General features: G+C 69.8%; 17 protein-coding genes. 11 read left to right on the plus strand and 6 right to left on the minus strand.

Annotated features, from left to right (window positions below; genetic code table 11):
• Positions 1-80: 80 nt before the first annotated feature.
• The 3 genes from hppD (at position 81) to ABT130_RS29330 (ending at position 3,480) form a co-directional block, all read left to right on the plus strand.
• Positions 81-1,190, plus strand: coding sequence for a 4-hydroxyphenylpyruvate dioxygenase (hppD, locus tag ABT130_RS29320; RefSeq protein ID WP_350960621.1), 1,110 nt, complete (start codon positions 81-83; stop codon positions 1,188-1,190).
• Between the two features lie 291 nt (positions 1,191-1,481).
• Complete coding sequence (locus tag ABT130_RS29325) at positions 1,482-1,904, plus strand: RDD family protein (RefSeq protein WP_350926732.1); 423 nt, start codon at positions 1,482-1,484, stop codon at positions 1,902-1,904.
• Between the two features lie 73 nt (positions 1,905-1,977).
• The gene (locus tag ABT130_RS29330; RefSeq protein ID WP_350960624.1) at positions 1,978-3,480 is read left to right on the plus strand and encodes a M1 family metallopeptidase; all 1,503 of its coding nucleotides are present in this window, start codon (positions 1,978-1,980) and stop codon (positions 3,478-3,480) included.
• Positions 3,481-3,602: 122 nt separating this feature from the next.
• Here ABT130_RS29330 and ilvA read toward each other — a convergent pair whose 3' ends face one another.
• Complete coding sequence (gene ilvA / locus ABT130_RS29335) at positions 3,603-4,811, minus strand: threonine ammonia-lyase (RefSeq protein ID WP_350960625.1); 1,209 nt, start codon at positions 4,809-4,811, stop codon at positions 3,603-3,605.
• A gap of 223 nt (positions 4,812-5,034) precedes the next feature.
• Between ilvA and ABT130_RS29340 the strand changes: the two genes are divergently transcribed.
• On the plus strand, positions 5,035-5,649 hold the full coding sequence (locus tag ABT130_RS29340) for a hypothetical protein (protein ID WP_350960628.1): 615 nt from the start codon (positions 5,035-5,037) through the stop codon (positions 5,647-5,649).
• Between the two features lie 79 nt (positions 5,650-5,728).
• Here the strand turns inward: ABT130_RS29340 and ABT130_RS29345 are convergent, their stop codons facing one another.
• The gene (locus ABT130_RS29345; protein WP_350926740.1) at positions 5,729-6,910 is read right to left on the minus strand and encodes an FIST signal transduction protein; all 1,182 of its coding nucleotides are present in this window, start codon (positions 6,908-6,910) and stop codon (positions 5,729-5,731) included.
• Positions 6,911-7,190: 280 nt separating this feature from the next.
• On the opposite strand from ABT130_RS29345, the gene ABT130_RS29350 reads away from it, so the two are divergent.
• Together ABT130_RS29350 and ABT130_RS29355 are read left to right on the plus strand one after the other, a co-directional pair.
• The gene (locus ABT130_RS29350) at positions 7,191-8,588 is read left to right on the plus strand and encodes a sigma 54-interacting transcriptional regulator (RefSeq protein ID WP_350960631.1); all 1,398 of its coding nucleotides are present in this window, start codon (positions 7,191-7,193) and stop codon (positions 8,586-8,588) included.
• A gap of 10 nt (positions 8,589-8,598) precedes the next feature.
• Entirely contained in the window at positions 8,599-10,545 is a 1,947-nt protein-coding gene (locus ABT130_RS29355) for a vWA domain-containing protein (RefSeq protein ID WP_350960634.1), read from the plus strand.
• 12 nt (positions 10,546-10,557) lie between these two features.
• Here the strand turns inward: ABT130_RS29355 and ABT130_RS29360 are convergent, their stop codons facing one another.
• Entirely contained in the window at positions 10,558-10,983 is a 426-nt protein-coding gene (locus tag ABT130_RS29360; RefSeq protein ID WP_350960636.1) for a DUF6292 family protein, read from the minus strand.
• Positions 10,984-11,513: 530 nt separating this feature from the next.
• Here ABT130_RS29360 and ABT130_RS29365 point away from each other — a divergent pair.
• Positions 11,514-11,939, plus strand: a complete 426-nt coding sequence (locus ABT130_RS29365) for a hypothetical protein (protein WP_350960639.1) — start codon at positions 11,514-11,516, stop codon at positions 11,937-11,939.
• Between the two features lie 14 nt (positions 11,940-11,953).
• On the opposite strand, the gene ABT130_RS29370 is transcribed toward ABT130_RS29365, so the two are convergent.
• Positions 11,954-13,093 (minus strand): cystathionine gamma-synthase, encoded by a 1,140-nt coding sequence (locus ABT130_RS29370; protein WP_350960642.1) that lies wholly within the window; start codon positions 13,091-13,093, stop codon positions 11,954-11,956.
• Positions 13,094-13,235: 142 nt separating this feature from the next.
• Positions 13,236-13,367 (minus strand): hypothetical protein, encoded by a 132-nt coding sequence (locus ABT130_RS29375; protein WP_350926752.1) that lies wholly within the window; start codon positions 13,365-13,367, stop codon positions 13,236-13,238.
• Positions 13,368-13,506: 139 nt separating this feature from the next.
• Between ABT130_RS29375 and ABT130_RS29380 the strand changes: the two genes are divergently transcribed.
• The gene (locus ABT130_RS29380) at positions 13,507-14,730 is read left to right on the plus strand and encodes a sensor histidine kinase (RefSeq protein WP_350926754.1); all 1,224 of its coding nucleotides are present in this window, start codon (positions 13,507-13,509) and stop codon (positions 14,728-14,730) included.
• 72 nt (positions 14,731-14,802) lie between these two features.
• Here the strand turns inward: ABT130_RS29380 and ABT130_RS29385 are convergent, their stop codons facing one another.
• Entirely contained in the window at positions 14,803-16,173 is a 1,371-nt protein-coding gene (locus ABT130_RS29385) for a cystathionine beta-synthase (protein WP_350926756.1), read from the minus strand.
• 131 nt (positions 16,174-16,304) lie between these two features.
• Here ABT130_RS29385 and ABT130_RS29390 point away from each other — a divergent pair, with 131 nt between their 5' ends.
• The 3 genes from ABT130_RS29390 (at position 16,305) to ABT130_RS29400 (ending at position 20,104) form a co-directional block, all read left to right on the plus strand.
• Positions 16,305-17,279, plus strand: a complete 975-nt coding sequence (locus tag ABT130_RS29390; protein ID WP_350960644.1) for an SGNH/GDSL hydrolase family protein — start codon at positions 16,305-16,307, stop codon at positions 17,277-17,279.
• A gap of 59 nt (positions 17,280-17,338) precedes the next feature.
• On the plus strand, positions 17,339-18,682 hold the full coding sequence (locus ABT130_RS29395) for an outer membrane protein assembly factor BamB family protein (RefSeq protein ID WP_350960646.1): 1,344 nt from the start codon (positions 17,339-17,341) through the stop codon (positions 18,680-18,682).
• 201 nt (positions 18,683-18,883) lie between these two features.
• A complete protein-coding gene (locus ABT130_RS29400) occupies positions 18,884-20,104 on the plus strand; it encodes an acetyl-CoA C-acetyltransferase (RefSeq protein ID WP_350926762.1) in 1,221 nt (406 codons plus the stop codon).
• Positions 20,105-20,137: the final 33 nt, after the last annotated feature.

Below are 20,137 nucleotides of genomic sequence, written 5' to 3' on the forward strand. Positions count from 1 at the left end.
ATCGGCAACTGATTGTGCATATTGTGCACTGTTTCAAGTGAGTGTTGCACAAACAGACCAGCAAATCAGAAAGTACTCGCATGAGCGATATCTTTCCGGTGAACGGTATGGACTCCGTGGTTTTCGCGGTGGGCAACGCCAAGCAGGCCGCCCACTACTACTCCAGCGCGTTCGGCATGCGGCTCGTGGCCTATCGGGGCCCGGAGAACGGCAGCCGCGACGAGGTGGCGTACGTCCTCACCTCGGGCGCCGCCAGGTTCGAGTTCCGCGGGGCGGTGCGCCCCGGCACCGAGGTCGCCCGCCATGTGGCCGAGCACGGTGACGGCGTGATCGACCTCGCCATCGAGGTCCCCGACGTGGACACGGCCTACGCCCACGCGCTCGCCCGGGGCGCACGGGGGCTGTCGGAGCCGCGGGTGCTGGAGGACGAGCACGGCAAGGTGGTGGTCGCGGCGATCGCCACCTACGGCGAGACCCGGCACACCTTTGTCGACAGGTCCAACTACAGCGGTGTCTACCTGCCCGGCTACCTCCCGGCGGAGCCCCTGGTCGCGGCCCCCGACGTGAAGAACGGCCGCCTGTTCCAGGCCGTCGACCACTGCGTCGGCAACGTGGAACTCGGCAAGATGGACGAGTGGGTGGAGTTCTACAAGCGGGTCATGGGCTTCACCAACATGGCGGAGTTCATCGGCGACGACATCGCCACCGAATACTCGGCGTTGATGTCCAAGGTGGTCGCGGACGGCACCCGCAAGGTGAAGTTCCCGCTCAACGAGCCGGCGATCTCCAGGAAGAAGTCGCAGATCGACGAGTACCTGGAGTTCTACGGCGGCCCCGGCGTGCAGCACATCGCGCTGGCCACCAACGACATCCTCGGCACCGTCGACCGCATGCGCGAGGCCGGGGTCGCCTTCCTGGACACTCCCGCCTCCTACTACGACGACCCGGAACTGCGCGCCCGCATCGGTGAGGTCCGCGCGCCGATCGAGGAGCTGAAGAAGCGCGGGATCCTGGTCGACCGGGACGAGGACGGCTACCTGCTGCAGATCTTCACCAAGCCGGTGCAGGACCGTCCGACCGTGTTCTTCGAGCTGATCGAGCGGCACGGCTCGCTCGGCTTCGGCAAGGGCAACTTCAAGGCGCTCTTCGAGGCGATCGAGCGTGAGCAGGACCTCAGGGGAAACCTGTGACCGCGGCTCAGAGGTAACCCACAACCGCCTTTGGCTTTGTGATGGCGCTCTTCCGGCAATCACCCATAAATGGGATCAATACCGCCACCACCGGATGACCAGGGATCGGACCCGTGGTCCGATCCCGCTCCGCCGGGGCCGGGCCACCCAGGCCCCGGCCCCGGTCCTCACCACGGCCCCGGTCCTCACCCCGGCCCGGAACCCGGCCCCGGCTACCCCCCCGGCCCCGGCTACGGTCCCGGTCCCGGTTACGGCGGGGGACCCTCCGGCGGGTCCCCCCAGGCCGGGGACATGCGGCTGGGCGGACGATGGCGCCGCCTGTTCGCGGGCATCCTCGACCTCGTCATCATCAGCCTCATCTCCTCGCCGTTCAGCTACCGGACCGTCAGCACCGTCACGGGCTCCGAGGGCTTCGTCACGATAACGCCCCGCGCGGAGACCCTCCTGGTGGCGGTGATCGGCTTTCTGTACTACTGGCTGCTGACCGCCTTCTGGAACGGACAGACGCTCGGCAAGCGCCTCTTCCACCTGCGCGTGACCGACCTCGGCGGGCGGAGGACCGACGTCGGGCAGACCGCGATTCGCGAGCTGGTCCGGTGGGTGATGTACATCACCTGCTGCCTGGGGTGGATAGACCTGGCTTTCATCCTTTTTCAGTCACGCAAGCAGGCCGTGCACGACATCGCAGCCAGAACGCTTGTCATAGACGCCTGATCGACGCAGGTCAGTCGCGTAGTGTGCCATGCACGAGCTCGGCTCAGCGGGCCGGGGAAGGGGTGTTACGGGTATGGCGTCCAAACGGCTGGCCACCACGGCGACCGCCGCTCTGCTCAGCACGCTCGGGACCATCGGCACGGTCGCCTGTGCCGCGTCGAGCGGGGAGAGCGTCCCTGCGGGAAGCCCTGCGGTGAACTCGACGGCGAACTCGACGCTGTCGGGCCCCTCCGCCTCCCCCCTGTCCAGCTCCGCCGCCGACAACAGGGCCAGGCCCGGCGCCCCCGGGATCGGCGACCCCGACTTCCCCACCGACGGCAACGGCGGCTACGACGTCGACCACTACCTGCTCAAGCTGGGCTACACCCCGTCCTCCAAACACCTGGCCGGGACGGCCAGGATCGAGGCCCGGGCCACCCAGCACCTGGCGAGCTTCAACCTCGACCTCTCGGGCTTCACGGTCAGCCGGGTCACCGTGGACGGCAGGCCCGCGAGATTCGACCGGGCCGGAAGCGAGCTCACCGTCACCCCCGCCGAGTCCATCTCGGACGACGCGACGTTCGCCGTCGAGGTCGCGTACGCCGGAGAGCCCAAACCTGTCCGGAACTCCTCCAATCTGGGCACGTACGGCTTCATTCCGACCCAGGACGGCGCGTTCGTCACGGGTCAGCCCAACGGGGCCAAGACCTGGTTCCCCAGCAACGACCACCCCGCCGACAAGGCACGCTACGACTTCGAGCTCACCGTGCCCGCGGGACTGACGGCGCTGGCCAACGGCGAGCTCGTCGGCGAGCCGAGGACCGTCGGGGGCAGGACGACCTTCCGGTGGCGGGAGAGCCACCCGATGGCCAGCTACCTGGCCACCATGACGCTGGGCAGGTTCGAGGTGCTTCAGGGCAAGACCCCCGGAGGCCTGAAGAACCTGGCGGCCGTCGACCCGATCTTCCATGGCTCGCTGCGGAGGTTGTACGACGTGTCGGGCAAGGTCACCGACTACTGGAGCACGCTCTTCGGCCCCTACCCCTTCTCCTCGACCGGGGGCGTGGTCGACGACTTCCCCGCGGGCTACGCGCTGGAGAACCAGACCAAGCCCATGTACGGCGGGTTCGCCCCCGACGACGACATCATCGCCCACGAGCTGGCCCACCAGTGGTTCGGCGACAGCCTCAGCATCAAGCGGTGGAAGGACCTGTGGCTCAACGAGGGCTTCGCGACCTACGCCGAGTGGCTCTGGTCGGAGCACGAGGGCCGGTCCACCACCGAACAGCTCTTCCGCAGGAACTACGCCGCCGCCGCCGACGCCCCCATCTGGAGCTACGCCCCCGGCCGGGCCAGGCCGGAGGACCTGTTCAACAACTCCGTCTACACCCGGGGCGGTATGACGCTGCACGCGCTCAGGCAGCGGATCGGCGATCCGGCGTTCTTCAAGCTCCTGAAGCAGTGGGTCGCCACGCACAAGTACGGGAGCGTCACGACCCCGGAATTCATCGCGATGGCCGAGAAGATCTCCGGCAAGAACCTCGAAGCCCTCTTCGACGCCTGGTTGTTCACCGCGGAGAAGCCGTCCACCTGGTGACGCGGCGGCGGATCTCGCGGGTCGGGTCCGGCCCGCCGTCGGCCTCCCCCGAGAAGCCGGACGAGACGTCCCCGCGCCCGCCCTGACCCGGCTGCGAACCTCGCGGGCCGGGTCCTGGTGACTCAGGTAAAGCTGATCTTGTATCCGTCCGTCCGCAGGGAGCCCAGCACCTCCTCGGAGTGCACCGGCCCCCTGGTCTCCAGCTGGAGCTGCACCTCGACCTCGCCGGGGTGCATGCCCAGCCGCTCGTGCACGACGTCGAGCACGTTGGCGCCGAGTTCCGCCAGCCTGACCAGCAGCGTCGCCAGCGCACCCGGCCGGTCGGAGAGCGGCACCCGCACGGTGAGATAGCGCCCCGCCGCGGCCAGGCCGTGCCGGAGCACCTTGGCCAGCAGCAGCGGGTCGATGTTGCCCCCGGAGAGCACCGCCACCACGGGCGGCTCGAAGACCCGCGGGTGGGCCAGGATCGCGGCCACCCCGGCCACCCCCGCCGGCTCGACGACCTGCTTGGCCCGTTCGAGACAGAGCACCAGCGCCTGGGAGATCTGACTCTCGGTGACGGTGACGACGTTGTCGACCAGATAGTGGATCAGCTCGAAGGGCAGCTCACCCGGGCGGCCCACGGCGATGCCGTCGGCCATCGTCGAGGCGGGCCGGACCTCGACCGGATGCCCGGCGGCCAGCGACGCCGGGTAGGCGGCGGCCCGCTCGGCCTGGACTCCCACGATCCGCACGCCCGGCCTCAGCGACTTGACCGCCAGCGCGACCCCGGCGGCCAGCCCGCCGCCGCCCAGCGACATCACGATCGTGCCGACCTCGGGGAGCTGCTCCACGATCTCCAGCCCGATCGTGCCCTGCCCGGCGATGACGGCGGGGTGGTCGAAGGGATGGATGAACACCGCTCCGGTGCGCTCGGCATGCTCCCTCGCCCGTTCCAGCGCGACGTCCACGGTGTCTCCCGCGAAGATCACCTCGGCGCCGTACGAGCGGGTGGCGGCCACCTTGGGCAGTGGCGCTCCCTGCGGCATGTAGACCGTCGAGGAGGTCCCGACCAGTCCGGAGGCGAGCGCCACGCCCTGCGCGTGGTTGCCCGCACTGGCCGCGACCACCCCTCGCCGCCGCTCGCTCTCGGTCAGCCCGGCGATCCTGACGTACGCCCCCCGGATCTTGAAGGAACCCGAGCGCTGCAGGTGCTCGCACTTGAGGTGGACGGGCCCGCCGGTGATGCCCGACAGCACGTGTGAGTGGAGCAGCGGGGTGCGCAGGGCGACGTCGGCCAGCGACTCGCGCGCGGCGACCACATCCTCGTAGGTCACCTGGGACTCCGACATGCGGGCCATCGTACGGCGCGCACTCGCGCTTTCGCACCGAACCGGGCGGGAACGCGCGCCGGACGGGACTCCGGCCACCACCTGCGATCGCCCCAGTCGCTTACAAGAACTTCACAAGACGGTGCGGGCAGACTCACGGAGATGGGATCGGAATCGGTTCCTGGACAACACGGAGCGCAAGATGTACGCGGTGGCTCACACCGGGGGGGCAGGGTGTCCTGAGATGACGGACGGGCGGTTCACGAAGGAGGAGTACGTCGAATGGGCGCGGCGGTGGCTCGGCGACCGCCCGGTCCCCGGCGAGCTGCTGCGGATGGTCGCCATCCAGGCCGCCCGGCCCCTCGACGCGGGCCGGGAGGCCGACCCGCTGTGCGAGATGGAGATCACCGTGCTGGGGCCGGGGAGCACCCACCCGGTGTTCGACGACGATGTCAACCGGGATATCGGCGGGTCCTGGTCGGAGGTGCTGAGCCACCTGTTCCCCGTCGTGGAGACGGTCAACTCGCCCTCGTACGGCGATGGCGTGTACGGATACTGGCTGCACCCGGATGAGCGGGCGGAGCGACCGCCGATCGTCGCGATCGACAGCGAGGGCACCTTCTTCGTGCCGAGGGGCAGCACCCTCCTTGAGGCGCTGATCAACGATTCCGGCGTCGACGGTGCGGCGTTCGAGCGCCTGGCGGACCGGTTCGCCGCCGTCGGCCTGCCGATCTCCCCGCGCAGCCGTGCCGAGATCCCCTCGTCCGCCATCGTCATGGACCCCGAGATACTGGAGAAGATCGTGGACGCCGAACACCGAGCGGCCCACGCCGCGAACAGAGCCCTCGCCTCGCGATGACCGTCCGGTCCGAATGGCGGGATCGATCGTTTCTCGGTCCACCCGGCTTCGGCGACGAGCGGCTCAAGATCTGCTGGTCTCAGGGGTGGCCGGCGGATGGGCGGGCGGAGAAGACCAGGACCGAGGCGGTGAAGCCGTGGACGTGGTTGTGGCCGCCCACCGGGCCCACCTCTCCCGCGGCGAAGAACCCGGCCACCCCGATGGGGCCCAGGGTGTCGCGGACGGCGACGGCGTCGTGGTCGGCGCTGCCGAACATGGCCGAGCCCCGGCCGTTGCAGGAGAACAGCAGGGCACCGTCCACCCGGCCGAACTCCTCTCGGTGGGCGTCAAGCAGCTCGTACAGGTCCTCGTCGGCGGTGGCGGCGTCGCGGACCTGGAACCGGACGGTACGCCCGATCTCGACGACGTCGCCGATGGCCACCGCCTCACGTTCGGGGTCGATGCCGAGCACACCCCTGATCAGGAAGTCGCCGCGCTCGTGCCGCTCCGCGTACTCGTCCATGGCGATGCCGATCTGCAGCCCCGAGGCGACCAGGTCGCGGTCGTCCTCGTCCAGGGCGCTGACGATCTCCTCCAGCCGCGCCAGCGCGGGCTGCCCCGCGAGTTCGAGCAGCAGGTTGTCCTCGACGGAGGTGACGGCCATCGTCGGGCCGATCGGGCGGCAGCCCTGGCTGACCACGGTGCTGACGTTGAGGTCACCGCTGAGCAGCACCCCGACGGCCCCCTCCGTGTAGATCCTCCCGTCGGCGAACAGCCGCACCGCGCCGCGGCCCTGGATCGCGTTGGCCAGGCCGCCGATCAGCGGAAGATCTCCCATGACCTCCTCTGAGCGCTCGACGAAACCGTCGGCGGGGAAGGTGTAGGGGTCGGCGAGCAGGATGGCGGCATGATCGTCGGGGCCGCGGTCGGGCAGGCCGACCACGACGAAGCGATCGTCGGTCCGCAGCGTGTCGAGAGCGAAGGTCGTCAGCCTGGCCCCGCCGAGGGTGGCGGCCCAGGCGCTGACCGCCGGGGTGACCTCCACCCCCTGCCCGTCACCGATGACCCCGGTGGCGCTGCAGCCAAGGACGGCGGCGCCCGGTGCCATGCTCATCGCACGCAGTCCGGCGCGGGAGACGTCGTCGGGATCGTCCCCGCAGATGAAAAAGCAGAGCAGGTCAGCGGGTCCGGACAGACCGGACAGAGCTTGGCGCACCGCGGTCTCGGCTGCGGCGACCAGATCGGACCCCACCGCGAGGCCATCGGCGAAACGGCTCGTCATCAGCGCCACTCGTCTCGCCTCTCCCTCTTGTCTGACGGCTCGCCCGGGAGTGACCGTGGTCTCGTCCGAAGCTCGCCGTGAAGTTCGTGAATGCCGGAACCCTCTGACGTCCCCTCCGAGGCCGTCCTGAGGCTTGATCCTGAAGTCATCCGGTGTCTTGTCTTGGAGCGATTCTCCCCACTGCCGACACAAGCACTCGTGTCAAGCCCCACACAATAGTCAAGATCCGAAAGAGGGATGAGAGTGCCGGATCGGGTCTTGTGGACGTAGGCTCGATCCCGTGCCTCAAATCCCAGAGCCACGTACTCTGCGCGAGCTGCGCACGAGCGGCCATATTCACCGTACGGTAAAGGCCGAGATCCGTGAGAACCTCCTGGCCCGCCTGCGGGCAGGAGAGCCGCGGTTCCCCGGCATCGTGGGCTTCGACGACACCGTCCTGCCATACCTGGAGCGGGCGCTGCTCGCCGGGCATGATCTGGTCCTGCTCGGTGAGCGTGGCCAGGGCAAGACCCGGTTGATCCGCACCGTGACCGGGCTCCTCGACGAGTGGACCCCCGTCGTCGAGGGCTGCGAGATCAACGACCATCCCTACCAGCCCTCGTGCGTCCGCTGCCGCCGCCTGGCCGACGAGGCGGGTGAGGAACTGCCGATCTCCTGGAAACACCGGGACGAGCGGTACGGCGAGAAACTCGCCACCCCGGACACCTCCGTCGGCGACCTGATCGGCGACATCGATCCGATCAAGATCGCTGAGGGGCGCACGCTCGGCGACCCGGAGACCGTCCACTACGGCCTGGTCCCCAGGAGCAACCGGGGCGTGTTCTCCGTCAACGAGCTGCCCGACCTGGCCGAGCGCATCCAGGTCTCGCTGCTCAACGTGCTGGAGGAGCGCGACATCCAGGTCAGGGGCTACAACCTGCGCCTGCCCCTGGACATCCTGCTGATCGCCAGCGCCAACCCCGAGGACTACACCAATCGCGGCCGGATCATCACCCCGCTGAAGGACCGTTTCGGCGCCGAGATCCGCACCCACTACCCGCTCTCGATCGAGACCGAGCTGGTGCTGATCCGTCAGGAGGCCGCTCTCGACCAGGTGGGCGCCGACCTGCCCGACCACCTGATCGAGGTGATCGCCCGCTTCACCCGGCTGGTCCGCGAGTCCACCGCCGTGGACGCGCGCTCGGGCGTCTCGGCACGCTTCTCCATCGCCGCGGCCGAGACCGCGGCCGCCTCAGCCATCCGGCGGGCGGCGCTGACCGGCGAGGACCACGCGGTGGCCAGGGTCGCCGACCTGCCGGGGATCGTGCACACGCTCCGCGGCAAGGTGGAGTTCGAGGTCAGCGAGGAGGGCCGGGAGACCGAGGTGCTCTCGCACCTGCTCCGCAGGGCGGTGGCCGAGACGTTCCGCGGCACGCTCGGCGGCATGGACCTGGCCCCGCTGCTGGACAGGTTCGCGGAGGGCGTCCAGGTCGAGTCGGGGGTGACGGTCCCGGCGGCCGAGCTGCTGCGCAGGATCGGCCCGGTGCAGGGCCTGGCGAAGATCATGTCCCAGCTCGGCATCGGCGACGAGTCGCCCGGCCACGCCGCCGCCGCGCTGGAGTTCGCCCTGGAGGGCCTGTACCTCCTGCGCCGGCTCTCCAAGGACGAGGTGGACGGCACGACGACCTACCGCACCTGAGGTGTCTGGCATGAGCTATCGCTATGGCGAATACCGGGACGGGCCCGACCCGCTCGCCCCTCCGTACGACGTCCGTTCGGCGCTGGACCGGATGGGCGACGCGATCCTGTCCGGTTCCAACCCCGCCCACGCCCTGCGGGACCTGCTCAAGGAGGGCCTGCCGGGCGCGCAGAATCGGCGCGGGCTTGACGATCTGCTCCGCGAGGTGCGGCGGCGGCGCCGGGAGCTGCGCGAGCGCGGGCGCCTGGACGGCACGCTGGAGCGGGCCAGGGCACTGCTGGACAAGGCGATCGGCCAGGAGCGGGCCGAGCTGTTCCCCGACCCCTCGGACGAGGCCAGGCTGCGTGAGGCGGAGCTGGCCGCTCTCCCCGACGACACGGCGAGCGCCATCCGGGAACTGGGGGACTACCAGTGGCGCTCGGCCGCCGCCAGGCAGACCTTCGAGGAACTGCGCGACCTGCTGCGCGGGGAGGTGCTCGACAGCCAGTTCCGCGGCATGCGGCAGGCCCTGGCCAATCCCGACCCCGCCGCCATGGAGCGGGTCAGGGAGATGATGTCCGACCTGAACGACATGCTCGACCGGGATGCCCGTGGCGAGCACACTCAGGCCGATTTCGAGCAGTTCATGTCGAAATATGGGGACATGTTTCCGGAGTCGCCGCGGAACCTGGAGGAGCTGGTCGACACCCTCGCCCGGCGGGCCGCGGCCACCCAGCGCCTGCTGGCCTCCCTGACCCCGGCCCAGCGCGAGGAACTGGGCCGGCTGATCGAGCAGACGCTCGCCCAGGCCGGGCTGGACGAGCAGATGCGCCGCCTGGGCGAGTCCCTGTACGCCCGCCGCCCCGACCTCGCCTGGAACACCCCGGAGCGGCTGAGCGGCGACGAGCCGATGGGGATGTCCGACGCGGTGAGCGCGCTGGACGAGCTCGCCGACCTGACCCAGCTGGAGGCCGCGCTCCGCCAGGACTACCCCGGCGCCCGGATGGACGACATCGACGAGGCCGCGATCCGGCGTGCCCTCGGCCGGGCGGCCGTCGACGACCTGCAGGTGCTCAGGCAGGTCGAGCGCGAGCTGGAGCAGCAGGGCTACCTGCTGCGCCGACGCGGCAAGCTGGAGCTCACCCCGAAGGCCGTCAGGCGCCTGGGGGAGACCGCGCTGCGCCGTGTCTTCGCCTCCCTGGAGAGCGGACGCCGCGGCGATCACGACCAGGTGGACGCCGGCTCGGCCGGCGAGCTCACCGGCTCCTCACGGCCCTGGCGGTTCGGCGACGAGCAGCCGATCGACGTGGTCCGCACGGTGATCAACGGCGTCCGGCGCGGAGGGAGCACCGGCGCGGTGACCCTGTCCGTCGACGACTTCGAGGTGGCCGAGACCGAGCGGCGTACGGCGGCGGCGGTCTGCCTGCTGGTCGACCTGTCCTATTCGATGGCGCTCCGCGGCACCTGGGCAGCCGCCAAGCAGACGGCGATGGCGCTGCAGGCGCTGGTGGCCTCGAAGTTCCCGCAGGACTCGGTGCAGATCATCGGCTTCTCCAACTACGCCCGCGTGCTGCAGCCCGACGAGCTGGCGGGCCTGGAGTGGGACATGGTCCAGGGGACGAACCTGCACCACGCCCTGCTGATCGCCGGGCGCCACCTGGACCGCCACCCCGACTTCGAGCCGGTCGTGCTCGTGGTCACCGATGGTGAGCCCACCGCCCACCTGCGGCGCAACGGCTCGGCGGCCTTCGAGTGGCCGCCCACCCAGGAGACGCTGGAGCTGACGCTCGCCGAGGTCGACAAGATGACCCGGCGCAGGGCGACGCTCAACGTCTTCATGCTCGCCGATGACGAGCGTCTGAAGGATTTCGTGAACGAGGTCGGGCGACGCAACGGCGGCCGGGTCTTCTCTCCCGGCGCCGACCGCCTGGGAGAGTACGTCGTCAGCGACTTCCTGCGGGCCCGCCGCACGCGCTGACGGGTCCCCGGCCTACCTGAGGGCCCAGAAGTCGGCGTAGCCGTCGAGCGCCAGGTCGAAGCCGTCGTGGTAGTGGCGGTAGGAGCGGTAGCAGGGACGCCACGCCGTGCTGTTGCCGACACCCGCGCGGGCGTCGGCGATCGCGGAGGGGATCCGCCGGGGAGAGAGCAGGAGGCCGCCGCCGAGATAGCGATCGTCGGCGAGGACCGTGGGGGTGCCCGGGTCACCGCTCGCGTAGCGGCCACGGCGCCAGCCGCTCTCCTCGTCCCAGACCAGCGCGTCGCCTCCGGTCAGGCGAACGGTGACGGTGCGCGGGTCACAGGGCCCCTGCCACCAGCTCTCGACCTGGTCACCCAGGGCTTCGACGACGAGACCGGCATAGTGGGCCGGCTGCTCCCGCCACTCCTCGGTGTACGGCTCAACGTGTTTGACAGCCACGGCTGGCACTCCTTCGTGCCGTCTTATCTCTGTTCGGTGGAAGGCCCGCCCGGCACGACCACGACTTCGCCGCCGGTCTCATCACACGGGAGCGGGCTCATTCGATCCTACTCATCCCCGGGTGTGCTCAGAGCAGGATTCGAAGATCGACCACCCCGCAAACCGTGACCCTTCCGTAACAACGTCTTCGGGACTGCCGCCGTCTACCCAGTAAAGAAAGTTCACCAATTCAAGGGGGAGGAATGAGTCCGATGCTCGCGGGAATTCTCGTGGCACTGATGCTCATTGGCTGCGTCTGCTTCGAGTTGTGCATGGTCCCGCACGGCCGGGACAGGCACGACACCATCGACGGCGAGTGACATCCCCCCGGATGTCCGGCCGACCCGGTCTTCACGGCACCCGCGGGACGACCAAGGGACCGGAACCCGCCCGCCCGCCGCACCGGAACCTCCTTCAAAAGATCACTGCAGGTCGGTGACGGCCAAGCGAGCCGTACCCAGAAGAGATCGACGAAGACTAATGTCTGGCGCATGACAGACCTGCTGCTCTGGCTGCACATCGGCTTTTCGATCTTCGCCCTGGGCCCGGTGACCGCCGCCATGATGTCCACTCCCAGATTCATCCGTGCCAAGAACGTCGACGTCCTGCGCTACCTGCACAAGACCACCCGTATCTACGGCTTCGCCTCCCTGGGGATCTTCCTGTTCGGCCTGTTGCTGGGCCGCGAGTTTCTCGGCAGGCCGTACCTGTCGGTCTCCATGACGCTCTTCATCGTCACCTTGGGACTGCTGTTCATGGTGGCCCGCGACCAGGGCGCCGCCATCCGGGTCCTCTCCAGCGAGAGCCCGGAGGACGACGCCAAGGTTCAGGTCGGCCGGATCGCCGCGTTCTCCGGCGTGATCGTGCTGATCTGGATCGTCATCCTGGCGCTGATGGTCTGGTTCAACCCGGCCTGAGCACGCCCGCGTTCCTACCCCAGCGCCTGGGTGAGGTCGGCGAGGAGATCGTCGATCGACTCGATGCCGACCGACAGGCGGACCAGGTCACCGGGGACCTCCAGCGGCGAACCCGCCACGGAGGCGTGGGTCATCCGGCCGGGGTGCTCGATCAGCGACTCCACACCGCCGAGCGACTCGCCCAGGGTGAACAGCCTGGTCCGGTCGCACACCTCGACCGCCTCGGCCTCCCCTCCGGCCATCCGGAAGGAGACCATGCCGCCGAAGCGCCTCATCTGCTTGGCCGCCACCTCGTGACCGGGGTGATCGGCCAGGCCCGGATAGAGCACCGAGGTGACCCGCGGATGGGCGAGTAGCAGATCCACCACCCGCTCGGCGTTCGCGCAGTGGCGGTCCATCCGCACCCCGAGCGTCTTGAGACCGCGCAGCGTCAGCCAGGCGTCGAACGGCCCGGCCACCGCGCCCATCGCGTTCTGGTGGTACGCGAGCTCCTCGCCCAGCCCGGCGTCGCCTGCGACGAGCGCGCCGCCGACCACGTCGGAGTGGCCGCCCACGTACTTGGTGGTGGAGTGCACGACGACGTCCGCGCCCAGCGCCAGCGGCTGCTGCAGGTACGGGGAGGCGAAGGTGTTGTCCACCACCAGCAACGCGCCGCAGTCGCGCGCGAGCTGGGCCAGGGCCGCGATGTCCGCGATGCCGAGCAGCGGGTTGGTGGGCGTCTCCACCCAGATGATCCTGGTCTTCTGGGTCACCGCGGCCGCCACCGCCGCCAGGTCGCCCAGCGGCACCGGGTCGTAGTGCAGCCCCCAGCGCTCGTGCACCTTGGCGAACAGACGGTAGGTGCCCCCGTAGGCGTCGTTCGGGATGATGACATGGTCGCCCGGCTTGCAGATCGTGCGGAGCACCGTGTCCTCGGCCGCCAGGCCCGAGGCGAAGGCCAGACCGCGGCTGCCGCCCTCGACCGCGGCCATGGCCTCTTCCAGCGCCGTCCTGGTCGGGTTGGCCGACCGGCTGTACTCATATCCGGCGCGCAGACCGCCCACGCCGTCCTGCTTGTAGGTGGACACCGCGTAAATCGGCGGAACCACCGCCCCGGTGTAGGGGTCGGGTTCCTGACCTGCGTGGATGGCCAGCGTCTCGAATCCTTGGTTCATGGGGTCAACGCTACTCGCAACATTGGCGCCCACAGAGCACGGACAACCGCACCACACCGCCCTCCAGGCACTCCCTCGGCGCACTCCCCCACTGAGGAGCACGAACAACCGCATCGCCCCCACTGAGGAGCACGAACAACCGTTACACACCGCCCTTCGTTACTCCCTCGGCGCGCTCCCCGGTGATCCGCGAGAGCAGGACCGGGTCGGCGAGCGTCAGGGCGACGCCGACCAGCAGGCCGGCGACCGGCAGCAGAATTCCGACGACAGTCATTTCTCTCTCCCCCTTCGACGTCTCAAGCATCGGTGCGACCGCTCTGGCACCGCCTCCGCTGAAGGGCCGGTTCGAACCGGGACGGCTCAGCCGAACGGCCGATACCTCACCTCCCCCTTCAGGTTTAGGCTCTGGGACCGTGGGGGAAACGAACCGGCTCGTCTACTGGGTCAAAAGGCTCAGCGAGATCGCGTTGATCGGCTGGCTCCTCCTGCTCCTGCTGCTCGACGTTCTGATCATGACGAGCGCGAGCGGGGAGGCGATGTGGCCGGTTCTGGTGTGCGGTGTGCTGGGCGTCGCGGCGGTGCTGTGGCGCCGCCGCCTGCGGGTCGGCGGGTTCGTCGCCCTGCTGACGGTGTCGTTCCTGTGCAGCCTGGCCGTCGGCATCGCCGGGGGTAACGGCGGACCCGGCCTGGCCGAGATCGGAACGCTGCTGGTCCTCACCGTCGGCGGACTGCGCGCGATCGAGCCGGTGCGGCGGGCCGCGCTGTTCTCGCTGGCGGCGATGGTCGTGCTGGAGGCCTCCTGCGTACGCCTGAACGAGACGACCGCCAGTGTGGTCACCGGCTTCCTGCTCTTCGTGAGCTGGTCGTTCGCCGCCGGTATCGGCGCCTACCTCCGCTTCCAGCAGGAGCGCCGCAGGGAGGCCGTGGAATCGGTACGGCGGGCCGAGCGCCTGGAGCTGGCCAGGGAGCTGCACGACCTGGTCGCCCACCACATCACCGGGATCGTGGTGCAGGCGCAGGCCGCCAAGGTCGTCGCCGAGCGGAAGCCGGAGGCCGTGATTCCCTCTCTGGAGGCGATCGCCGGCGCCGGGGCCGACGCGCTGACCTCGATGCGCCGCCTGGTCAGCGTGCTCCGCGCGCAGGACGAGGCCACCCGCTCACCGGGCAGCACGCTCATGGACATGCGCACGATGGTCGAGCGTTTCTCCGCCACCGGCCCCCAGGTCGCCTTCGACATCGGTCAGGGCATCACCGACGGCAGCATGGCCCCGGAGGTGATGACCACCCTCCACCGGGTCCTCCAGGAGTCGCTGACCAACGTCCGCCGGCATGCTCCCGGCACCGGCTGGGTCGAGGCGGACCTGAGGCTGACCGACGGCTCCGACCTGCGCGCCTGGGCCGAGAGCAGGCGCACGGGGAACGGCTGGGAGCCGGGGAACCGGGAGAACACGGCCGGGGACGCCGTGCGGCTGCGGGTGCGCAACTACGGCTCGGCGTCCGATGTCAGGATCTCCCACCTCGGCGGCGGCTTCGGCCTGGTGGGCATGGCCGAGCGCGTCGAGGCGCTCGGCGGCAGGCTCATGGCCGGGCCCACCCATTCCGGTGCCTGGGAGGTGACGGCCGAGTTCCCCCTCTGACCCGCAGGGACGCTCCGAACCCCGACCGGGGTCTCCCGGCCGGCGTTCGGGTGGTCTCAGTGGTCGGCGAGCTCAGTGGTTGGCGAGGAAGGCCAGCAGGTCCTGGCGGGTGAGCAGCCCGACGGGCTTGCCGTTGTCGAGGACGACCGCGGCGTCGGCCTTCTCCAGCGCCTCGACGGCGATGGAGATCGGCTCCCCCGCGCCGAGCGTCGGCAGCGGCTGCGACATGTGGGCCGCCAGCGGGTCGGTCGGCCGCACCCGGCCGCGGTACAGGGCGTCCAGCAGGTCTCGCTCCAGGATCGAGCCGACCACCTCGGCGGCCATGACCGGCGGCTCCTCCTTCATCACCGGAAGCTGCGACACGCCGTACTCGCGCATGATCGAGATGGCCGTGTCGACCGACTCGTACGGGTGGGTGTGCACGAACTCCGGCATACCGGAGTTCTTGCGGGTCAGCACGTCCTTGACCAGGCCCTCGTCGCTGTAGGTGGTCAGGAAGCCGTAGTCGGCCATCCACTCGTCGTTGAAGATCTTCGAAAGGTAGCCGCGGCCACCGTCGGGCAGCAGCACCACGACCACGTCGTCAGGGCCGGCCTGCGAGGCCACCCGCAGCGCCGCCACCGTCGCCATGCCGCAGGAGCCGCCCACCAGCAGCGCCTCCTCGCGGGCCAGGCGGCGGGTCATGCCGAAGGAGTCCTTGTCGGAGACCGCGATGATCTCGTCGCAGATCGTGGTGTCGTAGGTGGCCGGCCAGATGTCCTCGCCGACGCCCTCCACCAGGTACGGCCGCCCAGTGCCGCCGGAGTAGACCGAGCCCTCCGGGTCGGCGCCGATGATCTTAACCCGGCCGCCGGAGACCTCCTTGAGATAGCGGCCGGTGCCGCTGATCGTGCCACCGGTGCCGACGCCCGCCACGAAGTGGGTGATCCGGCCCTCGGTCTGCTCCCAGATCTCCGGGCCCGTGGAGTGGTAGTGGCTCTCCGGGTTGTTCGGGTTGGAGTACTGGTCCGGCTTCCAGGCGTTCGGCGTCTCCTTGGCCAGCCGGTCGGAGACGGAGTAGTAGGAGTCGGGGTGATCGGGAGAGACCGCCGTCGGGCAGACCACGACCTCGGCACCGTAGGCGCGCAGCACCGCGATCTTGTCCTGGGCCACCTTGTCCGGCACCACGAACAGGCACTTGTACCCCCGCTGCTGCGCCACGATGGCCAGGCCGATTCCGGTGTTGCCCGAGGTGGGCTCCACGATCGTGCCCCCCGGCCGCAACTCGCCCGACTTCTCGGCGGCGTCGATCATCCGCACCGCGATGCGGTCCTTCACCGAACCGCCTGGGTTGAAATACTCCACCTTCGCCAGCACCTGGGCGGAAATACCCTCCGTCACCTTCTGCAGCCGGACGAGAGGGGTGTTGCCCATCAGTTCGACGAGCGAATCATGTACGCGCACCGGGATATCACCTCGAAATACCAAAGCTCTGTCAGCTTGTTGTGTTGATCGCCGTGGTCCCATGGGGGTGGCGGGACCTCGACCATGTTCCAAGGCAACGCTACCGCCCCGTACGGAGGGAGCAACGTCACGTGATCTGGACACCCGGGACGGCGCGAGCCGCCCGTCGCATCGCCGCGGCGGCCGCACTGGGAGGGGGAGGCGTCACCCTGCTCGGCGCGGCGACCTACGGGCTGCTGCTGGCCGAGGCGATGGTGGCCCGCCGCGCGGTCGGCCGCCCGCACGGTATGGACGGACCGCCTTCTGACGGCGTGTACGGGGCCTTCGGCGGCGAGCCGATCCGGATGGCCATGCTCGGTGACTCCACCTCCGTCGGCCTGGGCACCACGGACCCCGCGGAGACACCCGCCGTGCTGATCGCCAACGGGCTGGCCGTGATCGCCGAGCGACCGGTACGGCTGACCGTGGCGGGCAGGTCGGGGGCGACCTCCGCGGAGCTGGGCGACCAGGTCGACGAGGCGCTCAAAGCCCGGCCCGAGATCGCGGTCATTTTCATCGGCGCCAACGACGTCACCTCGCAGACCATACCGGCCCAGGCCGTACGACACCTGCAGAGAGCGGTCCGGCGGCTGCGGGAGGCGGGGGCGGAGGTGGTCGTGGGCACCTGTCCCGACCTCGGCACGGTCAGGCCGATCGCGCAGCCGCTGCGCTGGGTGACCAGGCGATGGAGCCGCCAGCTGGCCGCCGCGCAGACCGTCGCCGTGGTCGAGGCGGGCGGGCGGACCGTGGCCTTCGCGGACCTGCTGGGGCCGGAGTTCGACATGAACCCGTCGGAGATGTTCGGCCTTGATCGTTATCACCCATCTAGCCAAGGCTATCTCCAGATAGCTTACGCAGTGCTACCTTCCGTATGCAGTGCGTTGGAGCTTTGGCCCGAACCTCGCGTCCAGCGCGCTGAGTCGATCTACCTCGCGGCGGCCAAGGCCGCGGAGGAGCCCGGCGCCGAGGTCTCCGCGACCCGTGTCGCCGGTCGGGCGACCGGACCCCAGGGACGATGGGTGACCTTGCTCGGCCGGAGGCCAGGAAAGCGGCCCGACAGCGCCTGAACACGGTCACCCTCCGCCGCGAAGCCGTAACGCCTCGCCCGCATTGGAGTGGAATACCCGTGATCCGGCCCCTCGCGAAACCGGCCCTGGTGCTCGCCGGAGCTCTGACCCTGGGCGGCTGCTCCGGCAGTGAAGCGGCCACCCCTGACCATCCCACCTGGCACAACACCGAGGTGAACGTGGTCAGCCGCACCACCGTCGCCGATGGCGTCGCCATGACGACCTCCATGAAGCCGGACGGCACGCTCGAGGCGGTGGCCGTCGACCTCGCCACCGGCAGGAAGCTGTGGTCTCACCCCTCGACCATGGCGGGCCGCCTGCCGGGGATGGGGGTGCCCGCTCCCGCGATCGTCGAGACCGCCACCGGGCAGACCGTCGCGGTGACGGTCGACCCCGCCAGGCGGGGGCGCTGGAAGGCCACGCTCGTCGGCCTCGACGCCAGAACCGGGGCACGCAGATGGAGCCGCCCGGTGCACTCCACCTTCGGCCCCCAGCGGTGCGGAGCCTTCGTGTGCGTGTCCGAGCACACCGCGCTCGCGAGCGCCCGCGTCGTCGTGCTCGATCCGGTCACCGGCAGGATCGCGTGGAAGCTCCCCGGCATCGCCGAGGTCGAGTGGTCCGACACCTCCCGCGTGGTCTTCCTCCGCCTCGCCCGCCATCCCGTCCTGGAGTCGCACGACCTGAAGACCGGCAAGGTCATCTGGCGGGTCCCCGTCGAGCAGGCCCTCGGCTCCGGGGTCGACCTGTCAGGCGGCTGGTCCTTCGGCGCGACGACGGGAAACCTCGTCGGGTACGTCGCCCCCTACACCAACCCGAAGACGAGCAAGGTCTCGGCCTTCGGCCTGTTCTCCGTCAAGCTCGCCGACGGCACCGTCAACTGGATGCGCCCGTCGGTGGTCCGCGTCTATCCCAGCGGCAGCCCCGGCTTCGCACCGGTGGTCCGCCCGGTCGACCAGCAGGGCCAGTACGGCGGGTTCGCCCGGCTGGAGGCCGACAGCGGCCGGGTGCTCGGCCAGATCTCCGCCGAGCAGGTTCCCGAGTCCGGCTGGTGGCTGGCCTTCCCACCTCGGATGGAGAAGGTCGGTTTCCTGCGACACGACAAGCCGGGCAACACGTTCGACCTTTCCACCGGCCGCAACGCCGATGTCAAGGACGAGCACAGCTGGTCCTTCTGCGCGACCGATCCCAAACCGCTCGCGCTCAAGGGCCAGAACTCCGGGTTCTACTCGGTGGCCTCGCTGTGCGAGTTCAGGCTGGCCGACGGCAAGCGGGTGTCCGGCCCGGGCGTCCCGCCCGCCTGGTTCACCGGCAGCCAGAACGGCTGGCGGATGTGGCGCGACGAGAAGGGCGGCCTCCACGGGATCAAGGACGGCGACGGCACCTCGCCCGGCATGTACGGCTGACATCCGCGGCCGATGTGTGAGACCGGCACCGGGCACATCCGCGGCCCGTGAGAGCGGTCGACTCGCGACAGTGCCCCGTCCCCGGACGGGGCACTGTGCGCCTAGTACAAAGTTCTGTTTCAATGCCGCCCTGGGCGTGGCTTCGGGCATACCGCACGGTACGCTCCGCTGGAGGAGCAGATACGAACCCAGGAGAGCCACATGCCCGAGGCAGTCATCGTCGCGACCGCGCGCTCGCCCATCGGACGCGCCTTCAAGGGGTCCCTCAAGGAGATCCGCCCCGATGACCTGACAGCACAGATCATCCAGGCCGCGCTCGCCAAGGTCCCCCAACTCGACCCGACCACGATCGACGACCTCATGCTGGGCTGCGGCCTGCCGGGCGGCGAGCAGGGCTTCAACATCGGCCGCGTGGTCGCCACCCTGCTCGGCCTGGACGGCGTGCCCGGCACCACCGTGACCCGCTACTGCTCGTCCTCCCTGCAGACCACCCGGATGGCGCTGCACGCGATCAAGGCGGGCGAGGGCGACGTGTTCGTCTCGGCGGGCGTGGAGTGCGTCTCCCGCTTCGCCAAGGGCAACTCGGACTCGCTGCCCGACACGCAGAACGCGCTGTTCGACGACGCCCGCGCCCGTTCGGTCATGGCCGCCGAGGGCGGCGGCGAGGTCTGGCACGACCCGCGCGAGGACGGCCTGCTGCCCGACATCTACGTGGCGATGGGCCAGACCGCGGAGAACCTGGCCGGGCTGAAGGGCGTCTCCCGGCAGGAGCAGGACGAGTTCGGCGTCCGGTCCCAGAACCTGGCGGAGAAGGCCATCGCCAACGGCTTCTGGGCGAAGGACATCACCCCGGTGACCCTGCCCGACGGAACCGTGGTGAGCAAGGATGACGGCCCCCGCGCCGGCACCACCTACGAGGCCGTCTCGACCCTCAAACCGGTCTTCCGGCCCGACGGCACGGTCACCGCGGGCAACTGCTGCGCGCTGAACGACGGCGCCGCCGCGGTGATCGTGATGAGCGACACCAGGGCGGCCGAGCTCGGCATCACCCCGCTCGCCCGGATCGTCTCCACCGGCGTGACCGGCCTGTCCCCCGAGATCATGGGCCTGGGCCCTGTCGAGGCCTCGAAGCAGGCCCTGGCCAGGGCGGGCATGTCCATCGGCGACGTGGACCTCGTCGAGATCAACGAGGCGTTCGCCGCCCAGGTCATCCCGTCCTACCAGGATCTCGGCATCGACATCGACAGGCTCAACGTCAACGGCGGCGCCATCGCGGTGGGCCATCCCTTCGGGATGACCGGGGCCCGCATCACCTCCACCCTGATCAACAGCCTCGCCTTCCACGACAGGTCGATCGGGCTGGAGACCATGTGCGTCGGCGGCGGTCAGGGCATGGCCATGGTCCTGGAACGCCTCAGCTGAGGCCGGGGCCGGGACCGATCCCCGAGGCCCCGG

The sequence above is a fragment of the Streptosporangium sp. NPDC001681 genome (genome assembly GCF_040298085.1).
Lineage (GTDB): Bacteria > Actinomycetota > Actinomycetes > Streptosporangiales > Streptosporangiaceae > Streptosporangium.

What these genes read in the sequence shown, in the direction of transcription:
- ABT130_RS29365 (WP_350960639.1), top strand. Translation starts at nt 11,514, where the DNA reads ATGACAGACCTGCTGCTCTGGCTGCACATCGGCTTTTCGATCTTCGCC.
- ABT130_RS29375 (WP_350926752.1), bottom strand. Translation starts at nt 13,367, where the DNA reads ATGACTGTCGTCGGAATTCTGCTGCCGGTCGCCGGCCTGCTGGTCGGC.
- ilvA (WP_350960625.1), bottom strand. Translation starts at nt 4,811, where the DNA reads ATGTCGGAGTCCCAGGTGACCTACGAGGATGTGGTCGCCGCGCGCGAG.
- ABT130_RS29355 (WP_350960634.1), top strand. Translation starts at nt 8,599, where the DNA reads ATGAGCTATCGCTATGGCGAATACCGGGACGGGCCCGACCCGCTCGCC.
- ABT130_RS29370 (WP_350960642.1), bottom strand. Translation starts at nt 13,093, where the DNA reads ATGAACCAAGGATTCGAGACGCTGGCCATCCACGCAGGTCAGGAACCC.
- ABT130_RS29330 (WP_350960624.1), top strand. Translation starts at nt 1,978, where the DNA reads ATGGCGTCCAAACGGCTGGCCACCACGGCGACCGCCGCTCTGCTCAGC.
- ABT130_RS29345 (WP_350926740.1), bottom strand. Translation starts at nt 6,910, where the DNA reads ATGACGAGCCGTTTCGCCGATGGCCTCGCGGTGGGGTCCGATCTGGTC.
- hppD (WP_350960621.1), top strand. Translation starts at nt 81, where the DNA reads ATGAGCGATATCTTTCCGGTGAACGGTATGGACTCCGTGGTTTTCGCG.
- ABT130_RS29325 (WP_350926732.1), top strand. Translation starts at nt 1,482, where the DNA reads ATGCGGCTGGGCGGACGATGGCGCCGCCTGTTCGCGGGCATCCTCGAC.
- ABT130_RS29400 (WP_350926762.1), top strand. Translation starts at nt 18,884, where the DNA reads ATGCCCGAGGCAGTCATCGTCGCGACCGCGCGCTCGCCCATCGGACGC.
- ABT130_RS29340 (WP_350960628.1), top strand. Translation starts at nt 5,035, where the DNA reads ATGACGGACGGGCGGTTCACGAAGGAGGAGTACGTCGAATGGGCGCGG.